General features: G+C 32.0%; 15 protein-coding genes. 4 read left to right on the forward strand and 11 right to left on the reverse strand.

The window, feature by feature from the left end; genetic code table 11:
- The 5 genes from B3J26_RS06920 to ileS all read right to left on the reverse strand — a co-directional run.
- The coding region (locus B3J26_RS06920) for a hypothetical protein (RefSeq protein ID WP_291073934.1) at positions 1-1,237 on the reverse strand (1,237 nt) is incomplete at its 3' end.
- A 438-nt stretch (positions 1,238-1,675) separates the two neighbouring features.
- The gene (locus tag B3J26_RS06925; RefSeq protein ID WP_280063321.1) at positions 1,676-2,017 is read right to left on the reverse strand and encodes a hypothetical protein; all 342 of its coding nucleotides are present in this window, start codon (positions 2,015-2,017) and stop codon (positions 1,676-1,678) included.
- Between the two features lie 70 nt (positions 2,018-2,087).
- Positions 2,088-2,732: a lipoprotein signal peptidase gene (locus B3J26_RS06930; protein WP_038331916.1), complete on the reverse strand. Its 645-nt coding sequence runs from the start codon at positions 2,730-2,732 to the stop codon at positions 2,088-2,090.
- 9 nt (positions 2,733-2,741) lie between these two features.
- Complete coding sequence (locus B3J26_RS06935; protein ID WP_038331914.1) at positions 2,742-3,128, reverse strand: TraR/DksA family transcriptional regulator; 387 nt, start codon at positions 3,126-3,128, stop codon at positions 2,742-2,744.
- Positions 3,129-3,132: 4 nt separating this feature from the next.
- Positions 3,133-6,540, reverse strand: coding sequence for an isoleucine--tRNA ligase (ileS, locus tag B3J26_RS06940; protein ID WP_291073937.1), 3,408 nt, complete (start codon positions 6,538-6,540; stop codon positions 3,133-3,135).
- A gap of 213 nt (positions 6,541-6,753) precedes the next feature.
- Here ileS and B3J26_RS06945 point away from each other — a divergent pair, with 213 nt between their 5' ends.
- From B3J26_RS06945 to B3J26_RS06955, 3 genes are read left to right on the forward strand one after another with little or no spacing between them, the layout of a single operon-like run.
- Positions 6,754-8,373, forward strand: coding sequence for a DUF4836 family protein (locus B3J26_RS06945; RefSeq protein WP_291073939.1), 1,620 nt, complete (start codon positions 6,754-6,756; stop codon positions 8,371-8,373).
- Positions 8,363-9,004: an ATP-binding cassette domain-containing protein gene (locus tag B3J26_RS06950; protein WP_291047101.1), complete on the forward strand. Its 642-nt coding sequence runs from the start codon at positions 8,363-8,365 to the stop codon at positions 9,002-9,004. The genes B3J26_RS06945 and B3J26_RS06950 overlap by 11 nt, the downstream gene beginning before the upstream one ends.
- Positions 8,988-10,199, forward strand: coding sequence for an FtsX-like permease family protein (locus B3J26_RS06955; protein WP_291073941.1), 1,212 nt, complete (start codon positions 8,988-8,990; stop codon positions 10,197-10,199). Before B3J26_RS06950 ends, B3J26_RS06955 begins: the two co-directional genes overlap by 17 nt.
- Positions 10,200-10,275: 76 nt before the next feature.
- Here the strand turns inward: B3J26_RS06955 and B3J26_RS06960 are convergent, their stop codons facing one another.
- The 3 genes from B3J26_RS06960 to B3J26_RS06970 all read right to left on the reverse strand — a co-directional run bounded on the left by B3J26_RS06960 (position 10,276) and on the right by B3J26_RS06970 (position 15,426).
- Positions 10,276-10,938 (reverse strand): porin family protein, encoded by a 663-nt coding sequence (locus B3J26_RS06960; protein WP_291073943.1) that lies wholly within the window; start codon positions 10,936-10,938, stop codon positions 10,276-10,278.
- Between the two features lie 204 nt (positions 10,939-11,142).
- A complete protein-coding gene (locus B3J26_RS06965) occupies positions 11,143-11,652 on the reverse strand; it encodes a hypothetical protein (RefSeq protein WP_180905034.1) in 510 nt (169 codons plus the stop codon).
- Positions 11,653-11,841: 189 nt separating this feature from the next.
- A complete protein-coding gene (locus tag B3J26_RS06970; RefSeq protein WP_291073945.1) occupies positions 11,842-15,426 on the reverse strand; it encodes a DUF2723 domain-containing protein in 3,585 nt (1,194 codons plus the stop codon).
- Positions 15,427-15,677: 251 nt separating this feature from the next.
- Between B3J26_RS06970 and guaB the strand changes: the two genes are divergently transcribed.
- Positions 15,678-17,138: an IMP dehydrogenase gene (guaB, locus tag B3J26_RS06975; RefSeq protein ID WP_286474114.1), complete on the forward strand. Its 1,461-nt coding sequence runs from the start codon at positions 15,678-15,680 to the stop codon at positions 17,136-17,138.
- Positions 17,139-17,181: 43 nt separating this feature from the next.
- Here the strand turns inward: guaB and B3J26_RS06980 are convergent, their stop codons facing one another.
- The 3 genes from B3J26_RS06980 to B3J26_RS06990 all read right to left on the reverse strand — a co-directional run bounded on the left by B3J26_RS06980 (position 17,182) and on the right by B3J26_RS06990 (position 23,460).
- Positions 17,182-18,567: a T9SS type B sorting domain-containing protein gene (locus B3J26_RS06980; protein ID WP_291073947.1), complete on the reverse strand. Its 1,386-nt coding sequence runs from the start codon at positions 18,565-18,567 to the stop codon at positions 17,182-17,184.
- A 96-nt stretch (positions 18,568-18,663) separates the two neighbouring features.
- Positions 18,664-20,262, reverse strand: coding sequence for a SusD/RagB family nutrient-binding outer membrane lipoprotein (locus B3J26_RS06985; RefSeq protein WP_291073949.1), 1,599 nt, complete (start codon positions 20,260-20,262; stop codon positions 18,664-18,666).
- Between the two features lie 15 nt (positions 20,263-20,277).
- Positions 20,278-23,460, reverse strand: coding sequence for a SusC/RagA family TonB-linked outer membrane protein (locus B3J26_RS06990; RefSeq protein WP_291073951.1), 3,183 nt, complete (start codon positions 23,458-23,460; stop codon positions 20,278-20,280).
- Between the last annotated feature and the right edge of the window lie 73 nt (positions 23,461-23,533).

Raw genomic sequence — 23,533 nt, forward strand, 5'->3', positions numbered from 1 at the left:
CCCCAACTTTTGATACTGATCCATTATAATCTACTTTTACTGATTTTCCATTAGAAAGTATTGTATAACTTTTTATTAATTTTCTCTCATTTAATTGAATCTCCCCTACTTTTTCGAAATCTTTATTAGCAATTGATTTAAATACCTCTAATACTCCATTACCAATATCTTCAATTTTTATGTTTAATTTCAATGTACTATTACTTGACTGTATCTCCTTATTACTCTCATAAGGAAATATACCTGGAGCGGTTTCACATTCACTACTTGTATAATCTTTGCTATAACTAACAATACAATTATTTACCATCTTTTTTTGATCATAATAATTATTTTTTTCTTTATCAAGATCAGTATTAATCCAATAAACGTCTTCTAACAAATTTTGATTTTCTAGACGGTAAACTAATAGTTTTTTGAAATCTTTTTGTTGAATCAACCCCATTACTTGATTCTCTTTGTGAGTATAGATAGTCAACTGCTCATTTTCTAAAGTAGATTTTAGTAATTGATTATCAAATGTTAAAATAATGAGATCATCCGAATTACGTTTTTTAATCATTGTAGGAAATCCTTTTTCGTCAAAAGTAATTTTATTTAAATTTATTTTTTGATTTTCATTATCTAAAAAAGTCATTTCTATAGTTTTCAACTTAGAAAAATCTGCTTCTGAAAATATCCTATTTAAAGAAATTGTTTTATCAGCCCTAAGATTATCATAGACCAAAGTATTTATGATAGCCCCATTTACTTCTTTAGAAACTTTTGTAGGAATGTTGGTTTTGGTAAGCTCATCTATTTCTGCTTTCCATTTTTTTGTATTTGAAACATACGTAGATTCTTTTTGTACCCCTAATTGTTTTGCAACAAATTCAGTCGCATTTTGAAGATTTCCCTCTTTTACAATCGGTTTTTCATTCACATTTCCACTCCAAAAAATAATTCCTTGTTTTTGAGATCTCAACTTAATTGTTTCTTTAGGAAATTCTAAATCACTGTTCACACAAATATTGGAAATTGTAAAATCAGATGAATCAAAATTTCGACGAAGTTCTTCTTCTTCAGAAAGCACGCATGAAGAAGTTGAATAATCATTAATATAAATTAAAAAGACCTGTACCTTGTTAGCTTCGATTTTTTTATTCACAATAATCTTAGACTTACTAATCATATCCGGAAGTTGAGCTAAAAGAAAAGTCGGTGTAAATACCGATAATAAAAATAATAATTTCATCATAAAATCATTTTATATGAATTTTTTATATGTATTGAATGATTAATTCTGCTTAAACTAATTGAATAAAAAAGTTTATAGAAAATCATCAGATTTGATTACAAAAAAAACGTAATCATCTAAAATTCATTAGCTAATATAAGATAACGTAATTTATTTTACTTCATTTAAACATTTAAAAAATTAGGATTTCAGAATAAATTCGATTAAAAAAAAAATTATGCAGATAATTTAAAACATAGAAGTAGTAATTCAAACTCATTAGGGACCACAACAAAGAACTCCTTTCAATTTCTTGAAAGGAGTTTTATTTTGAATAATTTTTCAATGAACAAGGTTGTTTGTAATTATAGTAGAAGTTATCCTTTTCAAGGTTTCAAACCTTGAAAAGGATATTTTTTAAATAAACTGGGATCTCGATAAGGAAAAAGTTTAATTTTATTATTTAATCTGTTCTGAATTAGTAATAAACTGATTCTTCAGTTCTTCATTAATATTAGGAATTGTTTTGTAGATATAGGAATTCTCAAATAATTCGAAAGGATTATATATTACGATTAAATCACTTATATCATCTTCCTTTATTGCAATATATATTTCCAAAGTATCATTTTGTATATCTATAGAACCTTTATTAAAAATTGAAATTATATCGTCTAAAGAAATACTTTTACCTGTAAAACTCTTATCATAAGAACAACTTTTAATATGATAAATCGTGACATATTTAGACAAATCATTCTTGTCACAACTTTTAGTTAAAAGATTAAACCAACTATTCATAAAAAAACAATTCTTGTTCAAATAAATATAATAAAAAATCCCTCAGTTTTAGAACTAAGGGATTATCTTTTTAAAATCTTAATCTTACACCATTTTCGGTTGTAAAGGCTTTTTTACGGAAAAGGAACAAAGTAAGTCCTCCAATAAAAATAGCCGAATCTGCGATATTAAATACAGGCTGAAAGAACTTATAATGTTGTCCGCCTATAATTGGAATCCAAGAAGGCCAATCGAACTCCACAATTGGGAAATAAAGCATATCTACGACACAGCCTGTAAACCAACCAGAATAACCAGCAAAGTTTGCTTGTGCAACACCTTGATATCCTACCCAATCCTGAAACATTTCATTGTAAGTAGTTCCTTTATCGAAAATAACTCCATAAAAAATTCCGTCCAATACATTCCCTATTGCACCTGCCAAAACAAGCGCAATCGGAATGATAAAGAAGTTATTATTTAGTTTTTTCGACCATGCATTAATATAGTAGATAATCATTCCGATTAAAGCTATTCGTAAAAGTGATAAAACTATTTTTCCTGTTTCTCCTCCGAAATGCATTCCATATGCCATTCCAGGATTTTCTACAAATGCTATTTTAAACCAACCCAAAACATCTACGTCTTCACCTAAAAAAAAGTGTGTTTTTACGTAAAATTTTGAAATTTGGTCAATGATTAAAACCAAAATGGTAATGAGTACTACTTTTTTCAAAATACTTGATTAACGTTGCATATTTTTAGCTTCGATGCTTAATGTTGCATGCGGAACTAATTTCAAACGATCTTTATTAATTAATTTTCCTGTTACACGGCAAATACCGTATGTTTTGTTCGAAATACGTAACAATGCATTTTTCAAATCACGGATAAATTTATCTTGTCGTGCTGCTAATTGTGCATTTTGTTCTTTCGACATGGTTTCAGAACCTTCTTCAAACGCCTTGAACGTTGGAGACGTATCGTCAGTACCATTGTTACTATCGTTCGTGTAAGCTTCTTTCAATAATTCGTAATCTTTTATCGCTTGATCTAATTTGTCTTGAATTATTGCTCTAAATTCTTCCAACTCTGCATCAGAGTACCTTACTTTTTCATCTGTTGTTGCCATACGCTTACAGTTTTGTAATCGCAATTTGCGTCATCAATCCATTAATTTCAACCTCTGCCCCATTTGCAACTTGATCCTGTAAAACAAGATCTTCGGCTAATGTCTCAGAACAAATGTAATCTTTGTTTTGCTCGACTGCATTTACGATTGATTCATCATTTTTTAAGTTAAGTATAATTTTGTCGGTTACTTCTAGTCCGGTTTCTTTACGTAGATTCTGAATTCTATTTACCAATTCACGTGCAACACCTTCATTAATTAACTCTTCAGTCAATTGTAAATCAAGTGCTACAGTCAATGTAGAATTAGAAGCTACAGTCCATCCTGGGATGTCTTTTGTAGCGATTTCAAAATCTTCTAAATCTAAAGTTAATGTTTTGTTGTCAATTAACAAATCTATTTTACCTGATTGCTCTAATTTAACAATTTCTTCATTCGTCAATTCTGCTGTAGCAGCCGAAATAGCCTTCATTTCTTTTCCATATTTCGGACCTAAAGTCTTGAAATTAGGTTTAATAGATTTCACTAAAAGACTTGATGCTTCTTCGTTTGTTAAAAGTTGAATTTCTTTAACGTTAACTTCTTGTTTCAATAATTCTGATACAGCTTCCAAATTAGCTTTCATCGTATCATTCAATACAGGAATCATTACTTTTTGTAATGGTTGACGTACTTTGTTATCACTCAATTTACGAAGTGATAAAATCATACTTGTCGCCGTTTGTGCTAAATGCGTTTGTTCTTCTAATTCGGTTTTAATCAATGATTCGTCTGCAACGGGGAAATCTGCTAAATGCACAGATTCTGCAGGATTTTTACCTGTAGCTGCATTCAAATCTTTGTACAAACGATCCATGAAGAATGGTGCGATTGGCGAACCTAAAATAGAAACAGTTTCTAAAACTTTGTACAATGTTTGGTAAGCTGCAATTTTATCTTTCGAATAATCACCTCTCCAGAAACGTCTTCTTGATAGACGAACGTGCCAGTTTGATAAATTATCTATCACAAATTCTTGAATAGCACGAGCCGCTTTTGTTGGTTCATAATCTGTTAAAAAGGCATCAACTTTTTTCGTTAATGTATTCAATTCAGAAATAATCCATTGATCTAATTCAGCTCTTTCATTTACAGGAATTTCTTCTTCTTCAAATGTAAATCCGTCCACATTCGCGTATAATGCGAAGAATGAATAGGTATTATATAATGTTCCGAAGAATTTACGACGAACTTCGTCCACTCCAGCAATATCAAATTTTAAGTTTTCCCAAGGTTGCGCATTCGCAATCATGTACCAACGTGTTGCATCAGGACCATAAGTTGCCAATGTATCGAATGGATCGACAGCATTCCCCAAACGTTTTGACATTTTTTGACCATTTTTGTCTAATACCAATCCGTTTGACATTACATTTTTATATGCTTTCGAATCAAAAACTAATGTTCCAATTGCGTGTAATGTATAGAACCAACCACGTGTTTGATCGACACCTTCTGCAATAAAATCAGCTGGATACATTGTTCCATTATCAATCAATTCTTTATTTTCGAATGGATAGTGAACTTGCGCATAAGGCATTGCTCCAGAATCAAACCAAACGTCAATCAAATCCGCTTCGCGTTTCATCGGTTTTCCAGATGCAGAAACTAATGTAATTTCATCTACTACATTTTTGTGTAAGTCGATCAAATCATAATTTTCTTCTGTCATATTTCCAACTTCGAAATTTTGGAAAGGATTAGAAGTCATTACGCCTGCCGCAATTGATTTTTCAATTTCAGCAACTAATTCTTCAACAGAACCAATTACAGTTACTTCGTCACCTTCTTCTGTTCTCCAAATTGGCAATGGAATTCCCCAATAACGAGAACGAGATAAGTTCCAGTCGTTCGCATTTTCTAACCAATTTCCGAAACGTCCTTCACCAGTCGCTTTTGGTTTCCAATTGATTTCTTTATTCAATTCAACCATACGGTCTTTTACATCCGTTACCTTGATAAACCAAGAATCTAATGGATAATATAAAATCGGTTTGTCTGTTCTCCAACAATGTGGATAACTGTGTTTATATTTCTCTACTTTGAAAGCTTTGTTTTGCTCTTTCAATAAAATCGCGATTTCGACATCAACCGATTTTTCAGGAGCAGTTCCATCATCGTAATATTCATTTTTCACATATTTACCTCCGTAACCTTCTGGTAAATCAGCCACAAAACGACCTTGTAAATCGACCAAAGGAACAGGATTTCCATGCGTATCTAATACCAACATTGGAGGAACACCAGCATCTTTTGCAACGCGCGCATCATCAGCACCAAAAGTAGGCGCAGTGTGTACGATACCTGTACCATCTTCTGTTGTTACGAAGTCTCCAGGAATTACTTGGAAAGCATTCTCTGCATTTTCGTAAGGCAACGCCCAAGGTAATAATTGCTCATAACGAGTTCCAACTAAATCAGCACCTTTGTATTCTCCAACAATTTTGTAAGGAATTGTCTTATTTCCTGCCGCATAAACTTTGAAATCTTCTTCTGTTTCTGCTAAGAAATATGGTTTTCCAAATTGCTTAGAAACCAATGGTTTTCCTAAAATTACGCGAATTGGCTCGAATGTATATTGATTGAATGTTTCAACTACAACATAATCGATAGTTGGACCAACTGTTAACGCTGTATTTGATGGCAACGTCCAAGGTGTTGTTGTCCAAGCTAAGAAATACACATCTCCATCAAAATCATTAAATAAATCTGTCGAATCTTTCTTTACTTTAAATTGAGCAACAATCGTTGTATCTGTAACATCTTGATAAGTTCCTGGTTGATTTAACTCGTGTGAAGATAAACCTGTACCAGCTTTCGGAGAATATGGTTGAATTGTATAACCTTTGTACAACAAATCTTTGTTATAAATTTGTTTCAACAACCACCAAACAGACTCCATATATTTTGGTTTATACGTGATATATGGATCTTCCATATCCACCCAATAACCCATTTTTTCAGTCAAATCATTCCACAAATCTGTGTAACGCATTACTGTACGTTTACACGCTTCGTTATATTCTTCAATTGAAATTTTAGTTCCAATATCTTCTTTGGTAATTCCTAATTCTTTCTCAGTTCCCAATTCTACTGGTAAACCATGCGTATCCCAACCCGCTTTACGAAAAACTTGTTTTCCTTTCAAGGTTTGGTAACGACAAAATATATCTTTGATAGAACGTGCTAAAACGTGGTGAATCCCTGGCTTTCCGTTTGCAGAAGGAGGACCTTCATAGAACACAAAAGATGGATTTCCATCACGCGTAGAAATACTTTTTTCGAAAACATTATTTTGTTTCCATTCTTCTAACGTTTCTTTTGAGACTTGTACCAAGTCTAAGTGCTTATATTCTCTAAACTTTTTTGCCATCGAATTCTTTCTTATTTCTTCTAAATCAAGGAGTGCGAATATAAGAAATTTTTACATATTTTTATTGTTATAGAAACGAAAATCATATTAATAATTGCTTAAATTTATACCAATATTATAGATTTAACAATTCTTGAATAAAAATCAGATGATTTCAGATTTAATTCAGGATTAAACAAATAATTAACAACAATTTTTAAAGATATTTTTTCGATGAAAAAAGGCTTCAAATATTACTCAATTCTATTTCTAATTTTGCTTTTTGCAAGTTGTTCCAAAAACGAAGATTATACGGTTTTGATTCCTACAGATGTAGAATTTGTTGCGTTGATAAATCCAAAATCAATTGCAGAAAAAGGTAATTTTCAGAAATTAGAACAATATAAAATTTATCAATTAGCCGAAGGCGAACTTAAAAATCAAGATCCAACTTTTGATCAATTATTAAATGATATCAAAAACAATCCGACTTCAGCAGGCATAGATATTATCAGCCCTATTTACATTTTTGGACAAAAAATTAATGAAAAAAATATGGTTGCGTTGATTACAAATATGCGTGACAAAGATCAATTTGAAAAACATTTATCAACCATTTACAAAGGTTTATACAAAAAAGATATTTCGTTTGAAAAGAAAGATGGTTTTACAACAATTTCTGGATTCAATAAACCGTTTATGGCTTGGAACAAATCTCAATTTTTATTGATTGTTTCTGAATTTGGTGTTGGAGAAAAAGCGATTCAAGATTATTTCGCGAAAATTATCAACGACAAACATTCACTTGCGAAAGAAAATAACAGCTTTGGAGATTTTGTTAAAAACTCGCAGGATATCAACATTTGGTACACTGGAAATTTCTTGAAAAACTTCTCGAAACATGAAAGTTCTGAAAAGAAAAACCTTGATTTCACAAAAAGTTCTTGGGTCAATTTTATTTCATTTACTTCGGACGGAATTAGTTTTACACAGAAATTTCATCCAGATGCGATTACAAAAGTTAAATTACAAAAACATCCGATGTGGAAATCAAAAATCAATACTGATTTTTTCAAGTATTTTCCTGCGCAAAGTTACATGAACATTGGACTTGGAATTTATCCTGCCAACACGCGTTATGTGTTCGAAAATCAAAATTTCTTAACTACTTTTTTAGAACAATATGAAATTGATTTGAACAAATTAGAACAAAGTTTTGAAGGCGAAGCTTTGTTTAGTGTATATGATTTTGAGATCGGAAAAGCATTTAATCCAAATGACTTTTTTGGGAAGAAAGAAGCTTTTATCAAGCAAGTTGTTTATCCTCAATTTGTTTTGGGAGGAAAAATGAAAAACGATCTTTTCTTCAACGAATTTATTAAATCTCATCAAGAAAATATTCAGAAAATTGGACCTTATTACATGTTACCAATTTCGACAAATATGAAGATTTATATGACATACAAAAACAATTTGATGTACATCACAAATAATCAATCGATTATGAATCAATATTTGAACAAAATGGTAAGTTCTTCAAATTTTGTCACAACAGGATACGCTACAAACGCTTCAAATCCAATGTTTGGTTACGTGAATCTAAATTTTGATCAATATCCAAAAGAAGTTCAAAAATATATTTATCAACAAATTCCGTTCGGAAACACGAAAGAAATGCAAACGGTTTTATCTTATTTTGATCACATCGATTACCGCGTTTCGAATGAATACACAAAAACAGGAAAAATACATATGAAAAAGACGGATAAAAATAGTTTGGAAGTGATTTTCTTACTTTTGGACCAAGCTTATTCACTATTTTTCAATCAAGCTGCACAACAAAATGGAAATTAAAATCAGTCAACTTGTTCCGCATCCTTTGAAAGAATTTGGGTTCGAACAATCTGAAATTTGGAAAAATACATACACTTTTTCAAGCGGAAATATTTATCAAATCGTTGCACATTCTGGTGTTGGAAAATCGACGTTGATTAATATTTTGTACGGTGATAGAAAAGATTATGACGGAGAAGTTTTGTTTGATGGACAAAATATTAAGAATTATTCTTTGAATGATTGGACAAAAATTAGACGCGAAAAAATTGCGTATGTTTTTCAAGGTTTGCATTTGTTTGAAGAATTAACTTTGATGGAAAATATCCAATTAAAAAATGTATTAACACATCATCAATCCGAAAATCAAATTATTGAATGGATTGAAAAAGTTGGTTTAAAAAGTCATTTACATCAAAAAGCGATTCATCTTTCTTATGGTCAACGTCAACGAATTGCTGTGATTCGCGCACTTTGTCAACCATTTGATTTTCTACTTTTGGACGAACCTTTTAGTCATTTAGATGAAGTGAATCAACAACTTTTGACTGATTTAGTTACCAAAGAAGCTGCAAAAAATAACGCTGGAATCATCTTTACAAGCTTACACGAAATTCACGATAAACGCCTTTCAAATGTCATTCAACTCTAAAAATTTAATTGAAAAATTGGTTCGTAAAAACCTAAGTTTCTTGCGAATTACAACCTTTTGTTTTTTCTCTATTATCGGATTTTTCATCTTGATTTTGGCTGGAACAATTTATTTGGATTATGCCAAAAATTTTGGAGAAGATAGTTCAGTTTGGAAAGCAAATTATGTGGTCTTAAACAAAAAAATATCGTCTTTACAAACGTTGACTGGAGAAAAACCAAGTTTTAGTGAAAATGAAATTAACGATTTGAAATCGCAAAATTTTGTAGCAAAAGTCGGAACATTCAAAAGCAGTCAATTTCCTGTGAAATTACAAGTTGGTGGAGTTGCTGGAATTCGTGGTTTTTCGACTGATTTATTTTTTGAATCTGTTCCAGAAGACTTTATTGATGTAAAAGAATCTGATTGGAAATGGAAAGAAGGACAAGATTTTATTCCGATTATTATTCCGAAAAGTTATTTGAATTTATACAATTTTGGTTTTGCAACAAGTCAAGGTTTACCACAAGTTTCGGAAGGATTATTTACTAAAATTCCTTTTCAATTGATTTTAGGAAAAGGAGAAAATCAGAAAGTATATCAAGCAAGAATTGTCGATTTTACGACTAAAATTAATACCATTTTAGTTCCCGAAAACTTTTTGGAGTGGGCAAATCAAACGTATGCGCCTCAAAAAAATACAGAACCTTCACGAATTGTTGTTGAAACAAAATCTCGAGGAGATGAAAATGCTTCGACTTATTTTGAGCAACAAAATTATGATATCAACAAAGATGAATTGAAAAATAATGAATTGACATATTATCTAAAATTAGCTTTTTCGTTGGTTTTATTTATTGGTTTAATCATTGTTTTTGCAGCAATTTGGTTGATGATTATTAATTTTCAATTAATGATTGAAAAGAATAAACAAAAAACGAAAGATTTATTTTTGATTGGTTACAACATCAATCAACTAGCTCGTCCGTATCTGAAATTTTCGATTATATTTATGTTGATCAGTTATCTTATTTCGATTCCATTGGTTTATTTCATCTTGAATATCATCAAAGAAAAAGTCGGAAAATTTATGGCAACAGAAAGTTCTCACGTTTGGGAAGTCATCGGTTTTGGATTAATTATCGTGATCATTTTATTCATGATTAATAGAATAATTTTGACACATTCCATCAAAAAAATTGCGTTGAAAGATTAATGCTAAATTTTATAAAAACATAAAAAGGATTCTGAGTTTTTCAGAATCCTTTTTATTTAAACTTAAATATTCTCGATTAGAACGAATATCCAACTCCTACAGAAAACGAATGATTTTTTACATCTCCAACTTCTACATTGTTGTTGTTTTTATTATCTCCTATTTTAGTTAATCCCATATAGTATCTCGCTCCAACATTGATATTGTCTGTTACATTATATCCCAAACCGAAGTTAACACCAAAGTCAAAGTTTTTTACATCATCTTTTACATCAAACTTTTGTTCTGTTGTGTAAACGGTATTATTCGCATATGTACTTGTAGATTGTTTGTTGCTCGCATACAGATTAAATCCAAATTGTGGACCAGCCTCTATATTAAAACGAGATGCAGCAGGATAGTATTTGAACATGATTGGAACTTGAATATAATCTAAAGTCGTTTTGTTTTTACTTTTTACAGTTGTATTTCCTACTTCCATTACTTCATCTTTGTACTTTCCTCCCATTCTTGTAAAATTTACCTCTGGCTGAACTGCAAACTGTTCTGTAATTGGAAAATGTCCATACAAACCAGCTCCAAAACCAACCTTATAATCATTATTGTTCACGTCTTTTCCGTTAAATGAAGACATATTTGCACTTGATTTAATACCAAATTGTGCAGATGTTGTTTTTTCTTGTGCGCTCAAACTAACAACTCCTAACATTGCAGCAGCAATAAAAAATAATTTTTTCATCTTTTTAAATTTTATAGTTCTAATTATGATGCATTCATAATTTCAAGTGCTGTGCCAAATAATGTTAAAACCATACTTTAACAATCTTAAAACAATGATTAACAATGGTTTTAATTCAAATATTTAACATTTAAAGAATTGAATTAAAATGAAAAAGCTACATCTTTCGATGTAGCTTGTATCAATTATAAGTTGTTATTGTTATTAGAATTTATAAGCAAATCCTAAAGAAACTGCATCTGCATTAAACTTTTTATCAAATCCATAGTTATTACTTGTAGCAATTCCTTTATATCCAGCATATACATCAAAGTTAGCTCCTGAATAACCAAATTTTGGTTGCCAGAATAAACCTCCGTCCATATCACTTTTCGTAGCAATTGCATAACCTAAATCTCCACCAATAAATAAATTGTTACTGAATTCGTATTTTGCAGTTGCTGCTAATGGAATAAACCCAAAATCTTCTCCTCCTAAATCTTTAAAATCACTTTTAGCAATAAAATGGTCATACCCGACTTTCGCTCCTAATTTGAAATTATTTGCAATAGGATGTAAGTAAGCTAAGTCTACTCCAAGGTTAAAAGAAGAAACATCTGATGCATTACCTACTGGAATACCCACGTGTACTGTACCTTCTACTCCTGACGTTTGTGCTGAAACTCCTACCATACCTGCTACTGCTAAAGCAGCTGTTAATAATACTTTTTTCATTTTTATAATGTTTTAAAATATTTACAATTTTGTTAAACTTATTTGTATAATTTCAATTTGTGTGCCAAACTCTAAAAATCAATAATGATAAAACATACTAAAATTAACAATTACTTAATATTCAAAACTTTATTATACAAAAAAAGCTCCAAAATAATTTTGGAGCTTTTCTGTTTTTATTGATTTGACTTATTGTCCGACCATTTTGTATAAAATATTCTGTTGTTGTTTCGCATAATTGGTATCAATTTCTGCTGCTACACCAATCATTTCGTCTAAATAATTAAACTGATTCATGATTTTTGCTTGATCAGATGCATCAACTTTTCCATCCGCAACAACTTCTTTATATAAGGTTTCGAATTTCTTTAAAACAGGATTATAAGCAGATTCGAAAACTTTCAATGCTTTTTCTTTGTCACCTCTTTCTCCTAAAGCGGAAGCTTCATTGTAGATTGACATCATCAAATCATTTTTAGCCGCGGCTAAATCAGAACCAATTGAATATCCTTTCCCTGAAGGCAACGATTCGAAGAAAGCAATTTTTGCATTCGCTTCTTTACGAACGTGTGCAAACAATTCTTGCGCTTTTTTATCCTCACCAGCTTTCAAATAAATTCCAGCAATTCTACTTACTCCATAACCAATATCATATTTCGCCAAAGCTGGAATTTCTAACATCACTTTATCTAAAACTGCAATCGCTTCTTTTTTGCGTCCAGCATTCAATAAATCATCCGCCAAACGAACTGCAGTATTTCTATAAGAAGATGTATAGTTACGCTCTGTCAAACTAAATGACGCATCAGGATTATTATATCCAGACCATTTGTATGAATTGAATGTTCTTAATAACATGTCATTATCAGAAGCACCAATAATTCCTCCTTTACCAAAAGGCGTATAAATCGGAACTAATTTATAACTCATTCCAGCATTCAATAAATAATCATTCATGTAGAATGTATTTTCTGGATCAGAAATTCCTCCTCCACTAAAGTAAATAGGACGATCCCAATTGTATTTTGCCATCATTGACAACAACAACAAATTGTTTTTGAATAAACTTGACGCTTTGATATTAATTGTGATTGAATCAACCATTTTATCTGCATCTTTTGCACTTACAATTCCATATTTTAGCGCATTTGCTTTATTTACAGGAACAACAATTTTAGAAACAGGTAAATAATTTGCTCCACCAATTGGATAACCAAAATAATCTGCTAAAGCTTGTTTCTCTGGTGATTTATTATCTAAAATAAAATCCATCGCTTCTTTAGCAGTCATACTATCTGTTGTGATATATTTTTGCAAAGGTTTTAAACTTTTATAAACTGACATCACTTGGTTTGGATCAATTTCAGGATCAGATAAATATTGACCAACTTGCTCGATTGGCATTTGACTTAACGTTTCTAATGTTTGATTAGATCCTGGTTTGATGAAACCATTTATTTGATCAAAAATATTTTTTATAGAACCTCCAACAACAAAAATTTGATCGTTAGTTCCAGATTGATAATCTTTCGGTTTCAAATCACTTGGAAGAGGCGCTGCATTGTACGTTCTACGTAACAATTGTTCTAAATTCCATGGAGAAGCAGCCAACGTTAAATTCGCAATTTTTACATCATCACGGAAATTTTCGGTTTCTTGTAATCCCCAAAGTGGATAAGTATCATTGTCTCCATAGACAAAAAGAATAGCGTTTTTATCGAGCGGATTCAGATAATTGTAAGCTAAAGAATAAGCTACAGAACGCTCTGAACGATCGTGATCATCCCAGTTTTGAGCTCCCATTAAAATTGGAATACCAGCTAAAATAACTGTCGTTCCAATTGCTAAAGATGGTTTCAATTCTTGCTTCATCAATTTCTGAAGTAATAAATAAACTCCTTGTACACCCAATCCTGCCCAAATCGCAAATGCATAAAAACAACTTACCAATGCATAATCACGTTCACGAGGCTCGAAAGGTTTTACAGATGTGTAAAAGATGATTCCGACACTTGTTAAAATAAACAATGACAACAATGACCACCAGTTGACAAAATTTCTGTTTAATTGTGTAAATAATCCGATTAAACCTAAGAATAATGGTAACATGAAATATACATTCGTTCCATCATTTCTATATTCATCTGGTAATTTTGATTGATCACCTAAACGTGGATTATCAATAAATGGAATTCCTGAAATCCAGTTACCTTTTGTAATCTCGAAATTACCTTCTAAATCATTTTGACGACCAGAGAAATTCCACATAAAGTAACGAATAAACATATAGTTGATTTGGTAATCAATAAAGTAATTAAATTGTTCACCAAATGTAGGTGGTTCGATATCTAAAATCTCACCATATTTCTTAAGTTCTGCAACTTTTAATTGTCTGTTTTGACGTTTCTCAACCAATTGCGCGTACATTTGTTGCGCTTCTTTATCACCAGCATATTGTGCATTCAAAGAGAATTTTGGAAAAGCATAAACTGCCGCATAATTCTCCATCACACCTGGGTCTGGACTGAACATTTTAGGGAAAAACTTTACATATTTATCTTCGTATGTATAATCTAAACGATCTGAAACTTTCAAATATTTTCCTGTACGTTTATCTTTAATATATTCAGAACTACGAACTGTACTTTCTGGTGCTCCGTTAGTATCACGCTTGATTCCGTCACTTGCAATATGAGCCGTAAAAACTGGTCCGTACATCACAGGCCAAGAACCATATTGTTCACGATTAAAATAATCTAAAACACCCAAAGCTGTATCAGGATCATTCAAATTCATATGAGGATTTGCATTGGCACGAATCGGAATAACTAACCAACATGAGAAACCTATCAACATAAAAATCACACACCACGAAATTGTATTCAATAAAGCTGAACCATATTTCTGCGTTAATTTAATTGCAAAATAGAAAACTGCGATTAAAATAATAGCGGCGATAATTGTCCCAGAATTGAAAGGCATCCCCAAATTATTGACTACATAAATCTCTGTTCTACCAAAGAATGTCATTACAACTGGGAATATTATTTTGAATACAAAAGCTAAAATAATCAATGTAATAACATTTGCGATTAAGAAACTTTTGATTGTAAATCTATATTTTCGAGCATAGTATACAAAACAAACTGCTGGAATTGCTAACATTGCCATTAAGTGAACACCAACCGATAAACCAATCACCAACGAAATAATTACCAACCATTTGTTTCCTCTAGGTGTATCAGCGACTTGATCCCATCTTGTAATCAGCCAAAATAATAACGCTGTGAAGAAAGATGCCATTGCATAAACTTCTCCTTCTACCGCAGAAAACCAGAATGTGTCGCTAAACATAAAAATTGCAGCTCCAACTAATCCACTTCCTAATGTTATAATTTTTTGAGAAGCATTTAGTTCAATCGCATCGACATTCATAGGATCTTGTGTTTTTGCAAACATTTTTCGAGCAAAATATGTAATTGTCCAAAACAAAAACATAATTGTTCCTGCGCTATATAAGGCAGATGTACTGTTGATTAATATGGCATATTTGCTTCCGTCACCAAAAGCTAAACCAGACCAAACTGCTCCCATTATTTGGAACAAAGCTGCTCCTGGCGCATGCGTAACTCCCAATTTTGCTGATGATACAATGTACTCACCACAATCCCACAAACTCAGGTAACGCTCCATCGACGCCAAATACAATATTGTCGCTATCAAGAACATCGCAACACCCAAGATGTTGTTCCACTTTTTGAAATTTATATCCATTTTGTTTTAATAAACTATCTTGCGAAAATAAGATAAAAAATTGATATAGCTTAGGATTGAAATGATTAAATTCTGATTAGAATCTCATCTAAACAATATAGATTTATCGCATATTTTTAAATTAATTTTAAAGTTTCTAATCGATTCATTTACATATTAGCAAAACATCAAATCCTTCAAAATAAAGATACATTTTCTCAAATAGTTTTGATTCTAAACTTTTTTCATCTAAATTTGCAATGCAAAAAGCAATGCCTTTAACAGACAAAATTCTACAAACGGGCTTCACTTTTGACGATGTGTTATTAGTGCCTGCCTACTCAGAGATATTACCGAACCAAGTATCTCTACAAACAAGATTCACAGACAATATCACCCTTAACATTCCGATAGTTTCTGCTGCGATGGATACTGTATCCGAAGCAAGATTAGCGATTGCATTAGCGCGTGAAGGAGGTTTATCTTTCGTTCACAAAAATATGTCAATCGAAGAACAAGCGAATGAAATTGATATGGTAAAACGTTCGGAAAACGGAATGATTTCTGATCCAATTACTTTATCTCGTCATCACAAACTGCAAGACGCCGTAAACTTAATGGAGAAATACAAAATCTCTGGTTTACCAGTTGTTGAGGAAGATAGAACATTGGTTGGAATTATTACAAATCGTGATATTCGTTACCAAGAAAACTTCGATCAATTAGTAGAAGATGTGATGACAAAAGAAAATATTGTAACTTCTGATATTGATACTGACCTTAAGAAAGCAAAAGAAATTCTTTCTCGTTACCGTATCGAAAAATTACCAATTGTTGACGAAAACAATAAATTAATTGGATTAATCACCATTAAAGATATTGACAACTTAACAGAATTCCCTAACGCATGTAAAGATACAAAAGGTCGCTTACGTGTTGGAGCAGGTGTTGGAGTTGGTGCTGATACATTAGAACGTGTTCAAGCTTTAGTAAACAAAGGTGTTGATATCGTAGCGTTAGATTCAGCTCACGGACATTCAGCTGGAGTTATTAGTAAAGTTGCTGAAGTTAGAAATGCTTTCCCAGAATTAGATATTGTTGGAGGAAATATTGTAACTGCAGAAGCTGCAAAAGCTTTGATTGATGCTGGAGCAAATGCTTTAAAAGTTGGTGTTGGACCAGGGTCTATCTGTACAACTCGTGTTGTAGCTGGTGTTGGTGTACCTCAGCTTTCTGCTATTCATGATGTACATTCTTATGCTAAAACAAGAAACGTTTCGATTATTGGAGATGGTGGAATCAAATTATCAGGTGATATTGTAAAAGCAGTTGCTGCTGGTGCAAACTTGGTGATGTTAGGAAGTTTATTTGCTGGAACAGATGAAGCGCCAGGAGAAGAAATTATTTTCCAAGGTCGTAAATTCAAAGCATATCAAGGAATGGGTTCTTTAGCTGCAATGAAACGCGGTTCTAAAGATCGTTATTTCCAAGCTGATGCGAAAAAATTAGTTCCAGAAGGAATCGAAGGTCGTGTTCCTCACAAAGGTTCTATTGCAGAAGTTGTTTACCAATTATGTGGTGGATTACGTGCTGGAATGGGATATTGCGGAACTCCAACAATTCAAGATTTAATTGAAAACGGTAAATTCGTTAAAATTACAGGTGCTGGTTTACACGAATCTCACCCACATGATGTTGTCATTACAAAAGAGGCTCCTAATTATTCGAATTAAGAATTATCAATATATTAAACAAAATAGCAAGCTAATTGGCTTACTATTTTGTTTTTAAAACGATATATCCTGTTTTAAGTGTCTCTTTATCATCTTTTATTATAAACCAATAAGTCCCTGTTGGCAATACAAAATTATTATGTTTACCGTTCCAAGGCAAAATATCATTTACGATTCCATTCGCAACTATTTTACCATATCTATCAAAAATCTGAATTTTAGCATTTTTATAAAAATCTTTATTTCTCAAACTCCAAGTGTCATTAATTCCATCACCATTTGGTGATAAAAAATTGAAGCCGTTTGCAATATCAAAAGGTGTAGGTCCAAAAACACAACCTAATTTAGTTTTATACCAAATACTAATTAAATCTGCTGTTTGATTGAAAAATGTACCACTATTCTGAAAAGTAATGCCATCTAAAGAATAACTATCAATATTAGCATTTGGAAAAGGAATTATCGTAATACTATTAGAAGTTGCAGTTACTTTTTCTATACGCGATCTTTCTTTCTCCGGAATCACATTAATTTTGAGACTTGATTTACAACCCAAATCATTATCAAAATAGACAATCCACTCTCCCAAGGCATCAACTTTCACTTCTTTTTTAGTTGATTTTAAATCTCCATTAAAATACCATTCGTAATTAGATTGATTATCTGGACCATTAACCACAAAAGGAGTTCCACAAAACTCAAATTCAGTTTTATCCATTTGAGTGGAATAATCTTTTAATTTTAAATTTATTATTGAATACGATACACACTTCTTTGAAGCGTCACTAAACGATATTTTTAAATAAATTTTATGCTCATAATCTGGATTAACGATATAATTCCTCCACTCAGATTCTGGAATTATATTCTGATCCAAATTCATATCCAGTTGAGTTTTATAAAGACTAAATACTAAAATTCGTTCATCTGTAGGTACATTTATAAATGCTTCAATTAAAGAAATTTTGGTTAAATCATACTTTTCATAATTTGCTTCTATACAACCAAAAATAGATTCGCCGTTTAATCCAGGTGGGGTTCTATTCCTATTGTAAATGACTTGAACTGGAAAAGTCTCTATCGGATTATGTAACGTATTCTCTATAAATTTAAAATAAAATATCTTCCTTTCTTTATCTCCATCATCTATTGTAAAAATCCTTTTCACTCTAGGATATTCTATTGTAAAATTAGAATTTTTATAAACACTCCCGTTGTGTGTATATTTTGTAGGATCTAAAGTTGGGTTTTGTCTATAAAATTCCGCTTGAATTTCATCTAGATCTGTAGGTGTTTCTATGATTAAATCATTATTAAAATTATAACCTAAACATTTATTAATTTCTACCTTTCTTATAGTCGATTGACCTAAAACAGTACATAGTATATTAAAACAACTTATAAAAAAAACAAACCTTATACCTTTCATAAACATTATCTTCTAGTGAAATTACGATTTTTTTTCATAAAAAAACAGCTACTTCAGTAGAAGTAGCTGTAAAGTATTAAGAAAAATGTGATACTATTATTTAGCAAAAAATAATTTAGAATCAATTTCATCACCATTACTTAATCGAGATGAAGCTTCTTTATAATTAGCTCCATTTAACGATGGTTGTGTTATTGGATAACGTACGCGTGCTGGTAAGTCTTTTGCTACAACATTTCCAGACATTAAAGGTGTAAATGTATAAGTTGCTCCATTGTTATCTTTAGCACTTTGCCCAGGTAACAACAAGATCCCTCCATTTGGAAAACCAGTTCTTCGGTATTCATTCCACGCTTCAGCACCTTGCATATATAATGCTAAATACTTCTGAGTAATAACATTCTCTTGGTTAGCTACTGGTAACGCAGACACATATGCTGCTGCTTTTGATGCATCTACACCCCATTTATCCATAGAAGCTTGTACTCCTGTTTTATAATGAGTTGCATCCCATCCATTAATTTCTGATAAGATAAACTCAACTTCAGCATACTCCATTAAGACTTCACCATAAGTTGGAGTCATTATGTATTTTGATGCAAATGATAGTGTTGAAGTATCATTATTAGATGACAACATAGCACTTGGTAAACCATAAGGCATCCCTTGATATTTCGTTAAATCATCAGAATCTTGATAAGAAGCTGGATATACTTGTGATTTTTTAAGACCTGTTGGAGCTGCATAAGCTTGTAAACGAGGATCCACTCCAAAGTTTTTTGTTGATTGACCTTTTAACAAGTTAATAAACTGTTTATTCGTCGCAAAATCTGTACGCATACTTCCTGTAAAGAAAGTTGCCCAAAATGGAGATCCTTCTGCAGCAGAACTACCAAAGTTTTGAGCTGCATTATCATCATTTGATGTAAATACTCCTTTTGCAATTGCATCTGTAATATGAGCATTTGCTGAAGGCAATTTAGCTTTTACACGATTAGCAATTCTTAAACGTAAAGAGTTTGCAAATTTTTTCCATTTAGCAACATCTCCTCCATAGATATTATCCCCACTAGAAAAACCAGAACCAGTAACATCCAATTGCTCTGATGCCTCTTTTAATTCTTTTAACAAGTCTTCATAAATAACTTGCTGAGAAACATATTTAGGTGCTGCGTAATCATCAATTTGTAAAGCTTGGAAATCTGCATTTTTATTCCCGTGAGACCAATATGGTACATCACCAAAACTTGACACTAATTGATCAAATGTATATGCTAACATTATTCTTGAGATAGCAATTTGATTATCTAAATCACCATACTGTCCCATTTGAGCTGCAGTCGCTGGATTTGTACATTTATCAATAATATCTTTAAAGTTAGATGCAGATCTATATAAAGCATTCCAACCTCCTGATGTTTGAGTATCACGATATTGATACTTATCTTCTTCAGTATAGTTAATTTGTGCTGTATACTGCATCCAAGGCATTGACATACGTGCAGACCACCAACCATCTCTTGATGTTGCCATTAAGTATCTTGTAGCTCCATTAAAAATAGTATATGTAGGTACAATTTCTGGGCTATTCGGATTTTCATTAAGCTCTGCTAATCCGTTATCACAAGAAGTGAACATTGTAGTAGAACCTAATAAAGTAGCCATTAATAAATATTTTCCGATATTCTTTTTCATAACTCTTTTTATAAATTAAAATTGTAATTTAAGGTTCATACCAAAAGATCTTGTTGAAGGTAAAGACCCTCCTTCTAATCCTTGTACATTTCCTGAACCTCCTGTAGCAATTTCTGGATCAAAATTCTTATTATCTAACCCCCATGTAGCTAAGTTTCTTCCAAATGCAGATACAACTACATTAGAAAATGGCCCAGCCCATTTTTTAGGGAAAGTATACGATAAAGTTACTTCACGTAATTTGATGTAATCAGAATCAAATACGTTTTGAGATGTTGGTCCTGAATTATAATTTCCATAATATGAAGATGCATCAACAACTTTTGTATTTTCTGCTGTATTTGTCACTGTATAAGTTCCATCTCCATTAGATTTTACTGAACCTGTAACACCTTGAGAAACTACCCCGTTTTCACGTACTCCATTTGCTGCCGTTTCTTCTAACATACCAGAGTACATACCCCACATATTTGTTAAAGCAAAGTATTTACCTCCTTTTTGAACATCTACTAACGCAGATAAAGAAACACCTTTGTAAGTAAATGTGTTACGGAATCCCATGTTATAATCAGGTAAAACAGAACCTAAATTCTTAACGCCAGAAGATAAGTACAAACCGTTAGACCCAACTACTTTATTACCTTGATCATCATAAATAAAGTCAGTTCCACGGATTTGACCATATTTAGAACCTAACATTGCATAAACCCCAGCCTTAAATGGTGCTTGAGCTAATGTAATAGATTGTAAGTCTCCGTATAATTCTACAATTTTGTTATCATTTTTTGCAAAGTTCCATGCAAAATCCCAAGAAAATTCTTCAGTTTGAATTGGTGTAATTTTCACCATTGCTTCAATACCTTTATTTTCCATTACCCCAGCATTATACCATTTAGCAGTAAACCCAGTTTCAGCAGGAGTTGTATTTTGTACAATTAAGTCGTTTGTTTTTTGTTGATAATAAGTAACATCAAATCCGAAACGATTTTTAAAGAATTGCATTTCTAAACCAACCTCCCAAGAATCTACCATCTCAGGTTTCAAATTTTTATTTGCTTTAGCTAATGGTAATAAATAATAAGGATCTCCTAAATTTGTAGTTCCTGTAAACGTAGAATTAGCATATGTATCAATTAAATTGAAAGGATCTGTATCATTTGCTACACGAGACCAACCTCCACGAATTTTACCAAATGTTAACCAATCTTGTTTAATCAAGTTTGAGAAAACAAACGCTCCAGATACTGAAGGATAAAAATAAGAGTTATTTTCTTCTGGTAAAGTAGATGACCAGTCATTACGAGCTGTTACATCTAAATAGAATATATCATAGAATCCAAAAGAAGCACCTGCAAATACAGAATTTACTCTTTTCTTAGATCTATAATTAGATACAGTTGGTGATGCCATTGAGTTAGACAACGAATATAAATTTGGAACAACTAATCCTCCTGAAGTAGCTGCATTTACATTAGATCTTGTCTCATGACGTCTATTAACCCCTGCAAAAGCATTAACACTAAAGTCAGTCCATTTCTTTTCATAATTCAAACGCCCTTCATAGTTCATTTCCGTGAATTGGCGAGTATATAAAGTATATCCTGAAGTAGCTTGAGATCCAATTGCAACTCTTTCTTGAATTTGTAAGTTATAATGATCTCCATAAATAGCACCTGTCGCATATAAGCCTGGTAAGATATCGTATCTCAATTTTACGTTCCCATAAAAACGATCACGTCTATCATCAGAAGTATTTTCATTAATAATCCAATATGGGTTATCAGAATATAACGGTGTAGGATTATTCCATGCAGTTCTATTCCAAGACAATTGCTCCCCTTTACTATTTTTATAGTTTTTAAGTGCTGCAAAATCTAATGAACGCTGTCCCCATTGATAGAATTTTTGAATAACAGAATTATCTCCATAACCAAACTCTGGACGATTAAATCCATCAGTTCTTACATAATTCATATCTCCAGAAACTTGGAATTTATCATTAAATTTGTTATCAATTCCTAAATTAAGAGTTGTTCTTTTTAATGATGAATTAGGAATAATACCTGATTGATTTACATTTGATATTGCCAATTTAGCATTTGTATTCTCATAAGATTTAGAGAATGCTGCCGAATTAGTATATGTAATTCCTGTATTATAGAAAGAATCTACATCATGTTTCGGTGATTTCCATTCTCTGGCAACCATATAATTTGTTGGATCTTCTGGGTTAAAGGCATTCCAATGTAATACCATTTGACCATTGTATTTTGGTCCCCAAGATTCATCCATTTGATACTCTACAATATTGTATTGTTTTCCATCTACTGTAATTGTACTAAACGTATCCTTAGATCCACCTCCATAAGATTTTTGAAGCTTAGGACTAATTGCTACTTGATCAAATGAAACCCCCGTGTTAATAGTTATTTCATCACGACCTTTTTTACCTTTTTTAGTCGTAATCATAATTACACCATTAGCACCACGAGACCCATATAAAGCAGATGCTGGACCACCTTTCAATACGTTGATTGATTCAACATCATCAGGGTTCATATCAAAAGCCCCATCTCCATAATCGCGACCTCCTCTACCACTTGAAGCACCAGAACCATTAACGTTGTTGTTACTCATTGGTATACCATCGATAACTATCAATGGTCTATTCTCTCCAGTAATAGAACGTAATCCTCTAAGAACAATACGAGTAGACCCTCCTAAGTTACCAGAGTTGTTAGAGATTGACAAACCTGCAACATTTCCTGATAAGGAATTTAAAGGGTTGCTCCCTCTTGCAGCAGAAATCACATCTCCTTTAACTTCTTGTGAAGCATATCCTAATGATTTTTTTTCACGTGTAATACCTAATGCGGTTACTACAGCCCCTTCTAACTCTACTGTATCAGAAGCTTTAAGAGTTACTTTATATTCTGAACCAGCACCAACTGAAAAAGTTTGAGTTGGTAATCCCATTGCTTCTACTGTTACTAAATCTCCTTGTTTAGCTTCAATACTAAACACCCCATTTTCGTCAGTGTAAGCTTCTTTTCCTGATGTTGTTTTTACAACAGCATCAGCTACTGGAAGTCCATCAGAGTCTGTTACAGTTCCTGTAACAGTCTTTTCTTGCGCATATAAAGAAGTTCCTAAAAGAAGACCTCCTAATACAAACAAGTTTTTTAAATTTCTCCTCATCTGTTAAAACATTTTTAAAACTTTCATAAAGTTAAGATTTCTCTAACATTTACAAAACTTTTTTATGCTAAAT

Origin of the sequence: Empedobacter sp. UBA5987, from assembly GCF_002429865.1 — a bacterium.
Taxonomy (GTDB): domain Bacteria; phylum Bacteroidota; class Bacteroidia; order Flavobacteriales; family Weeksellaceae; genus Empedobacter; species Empedobacter falsenii_B.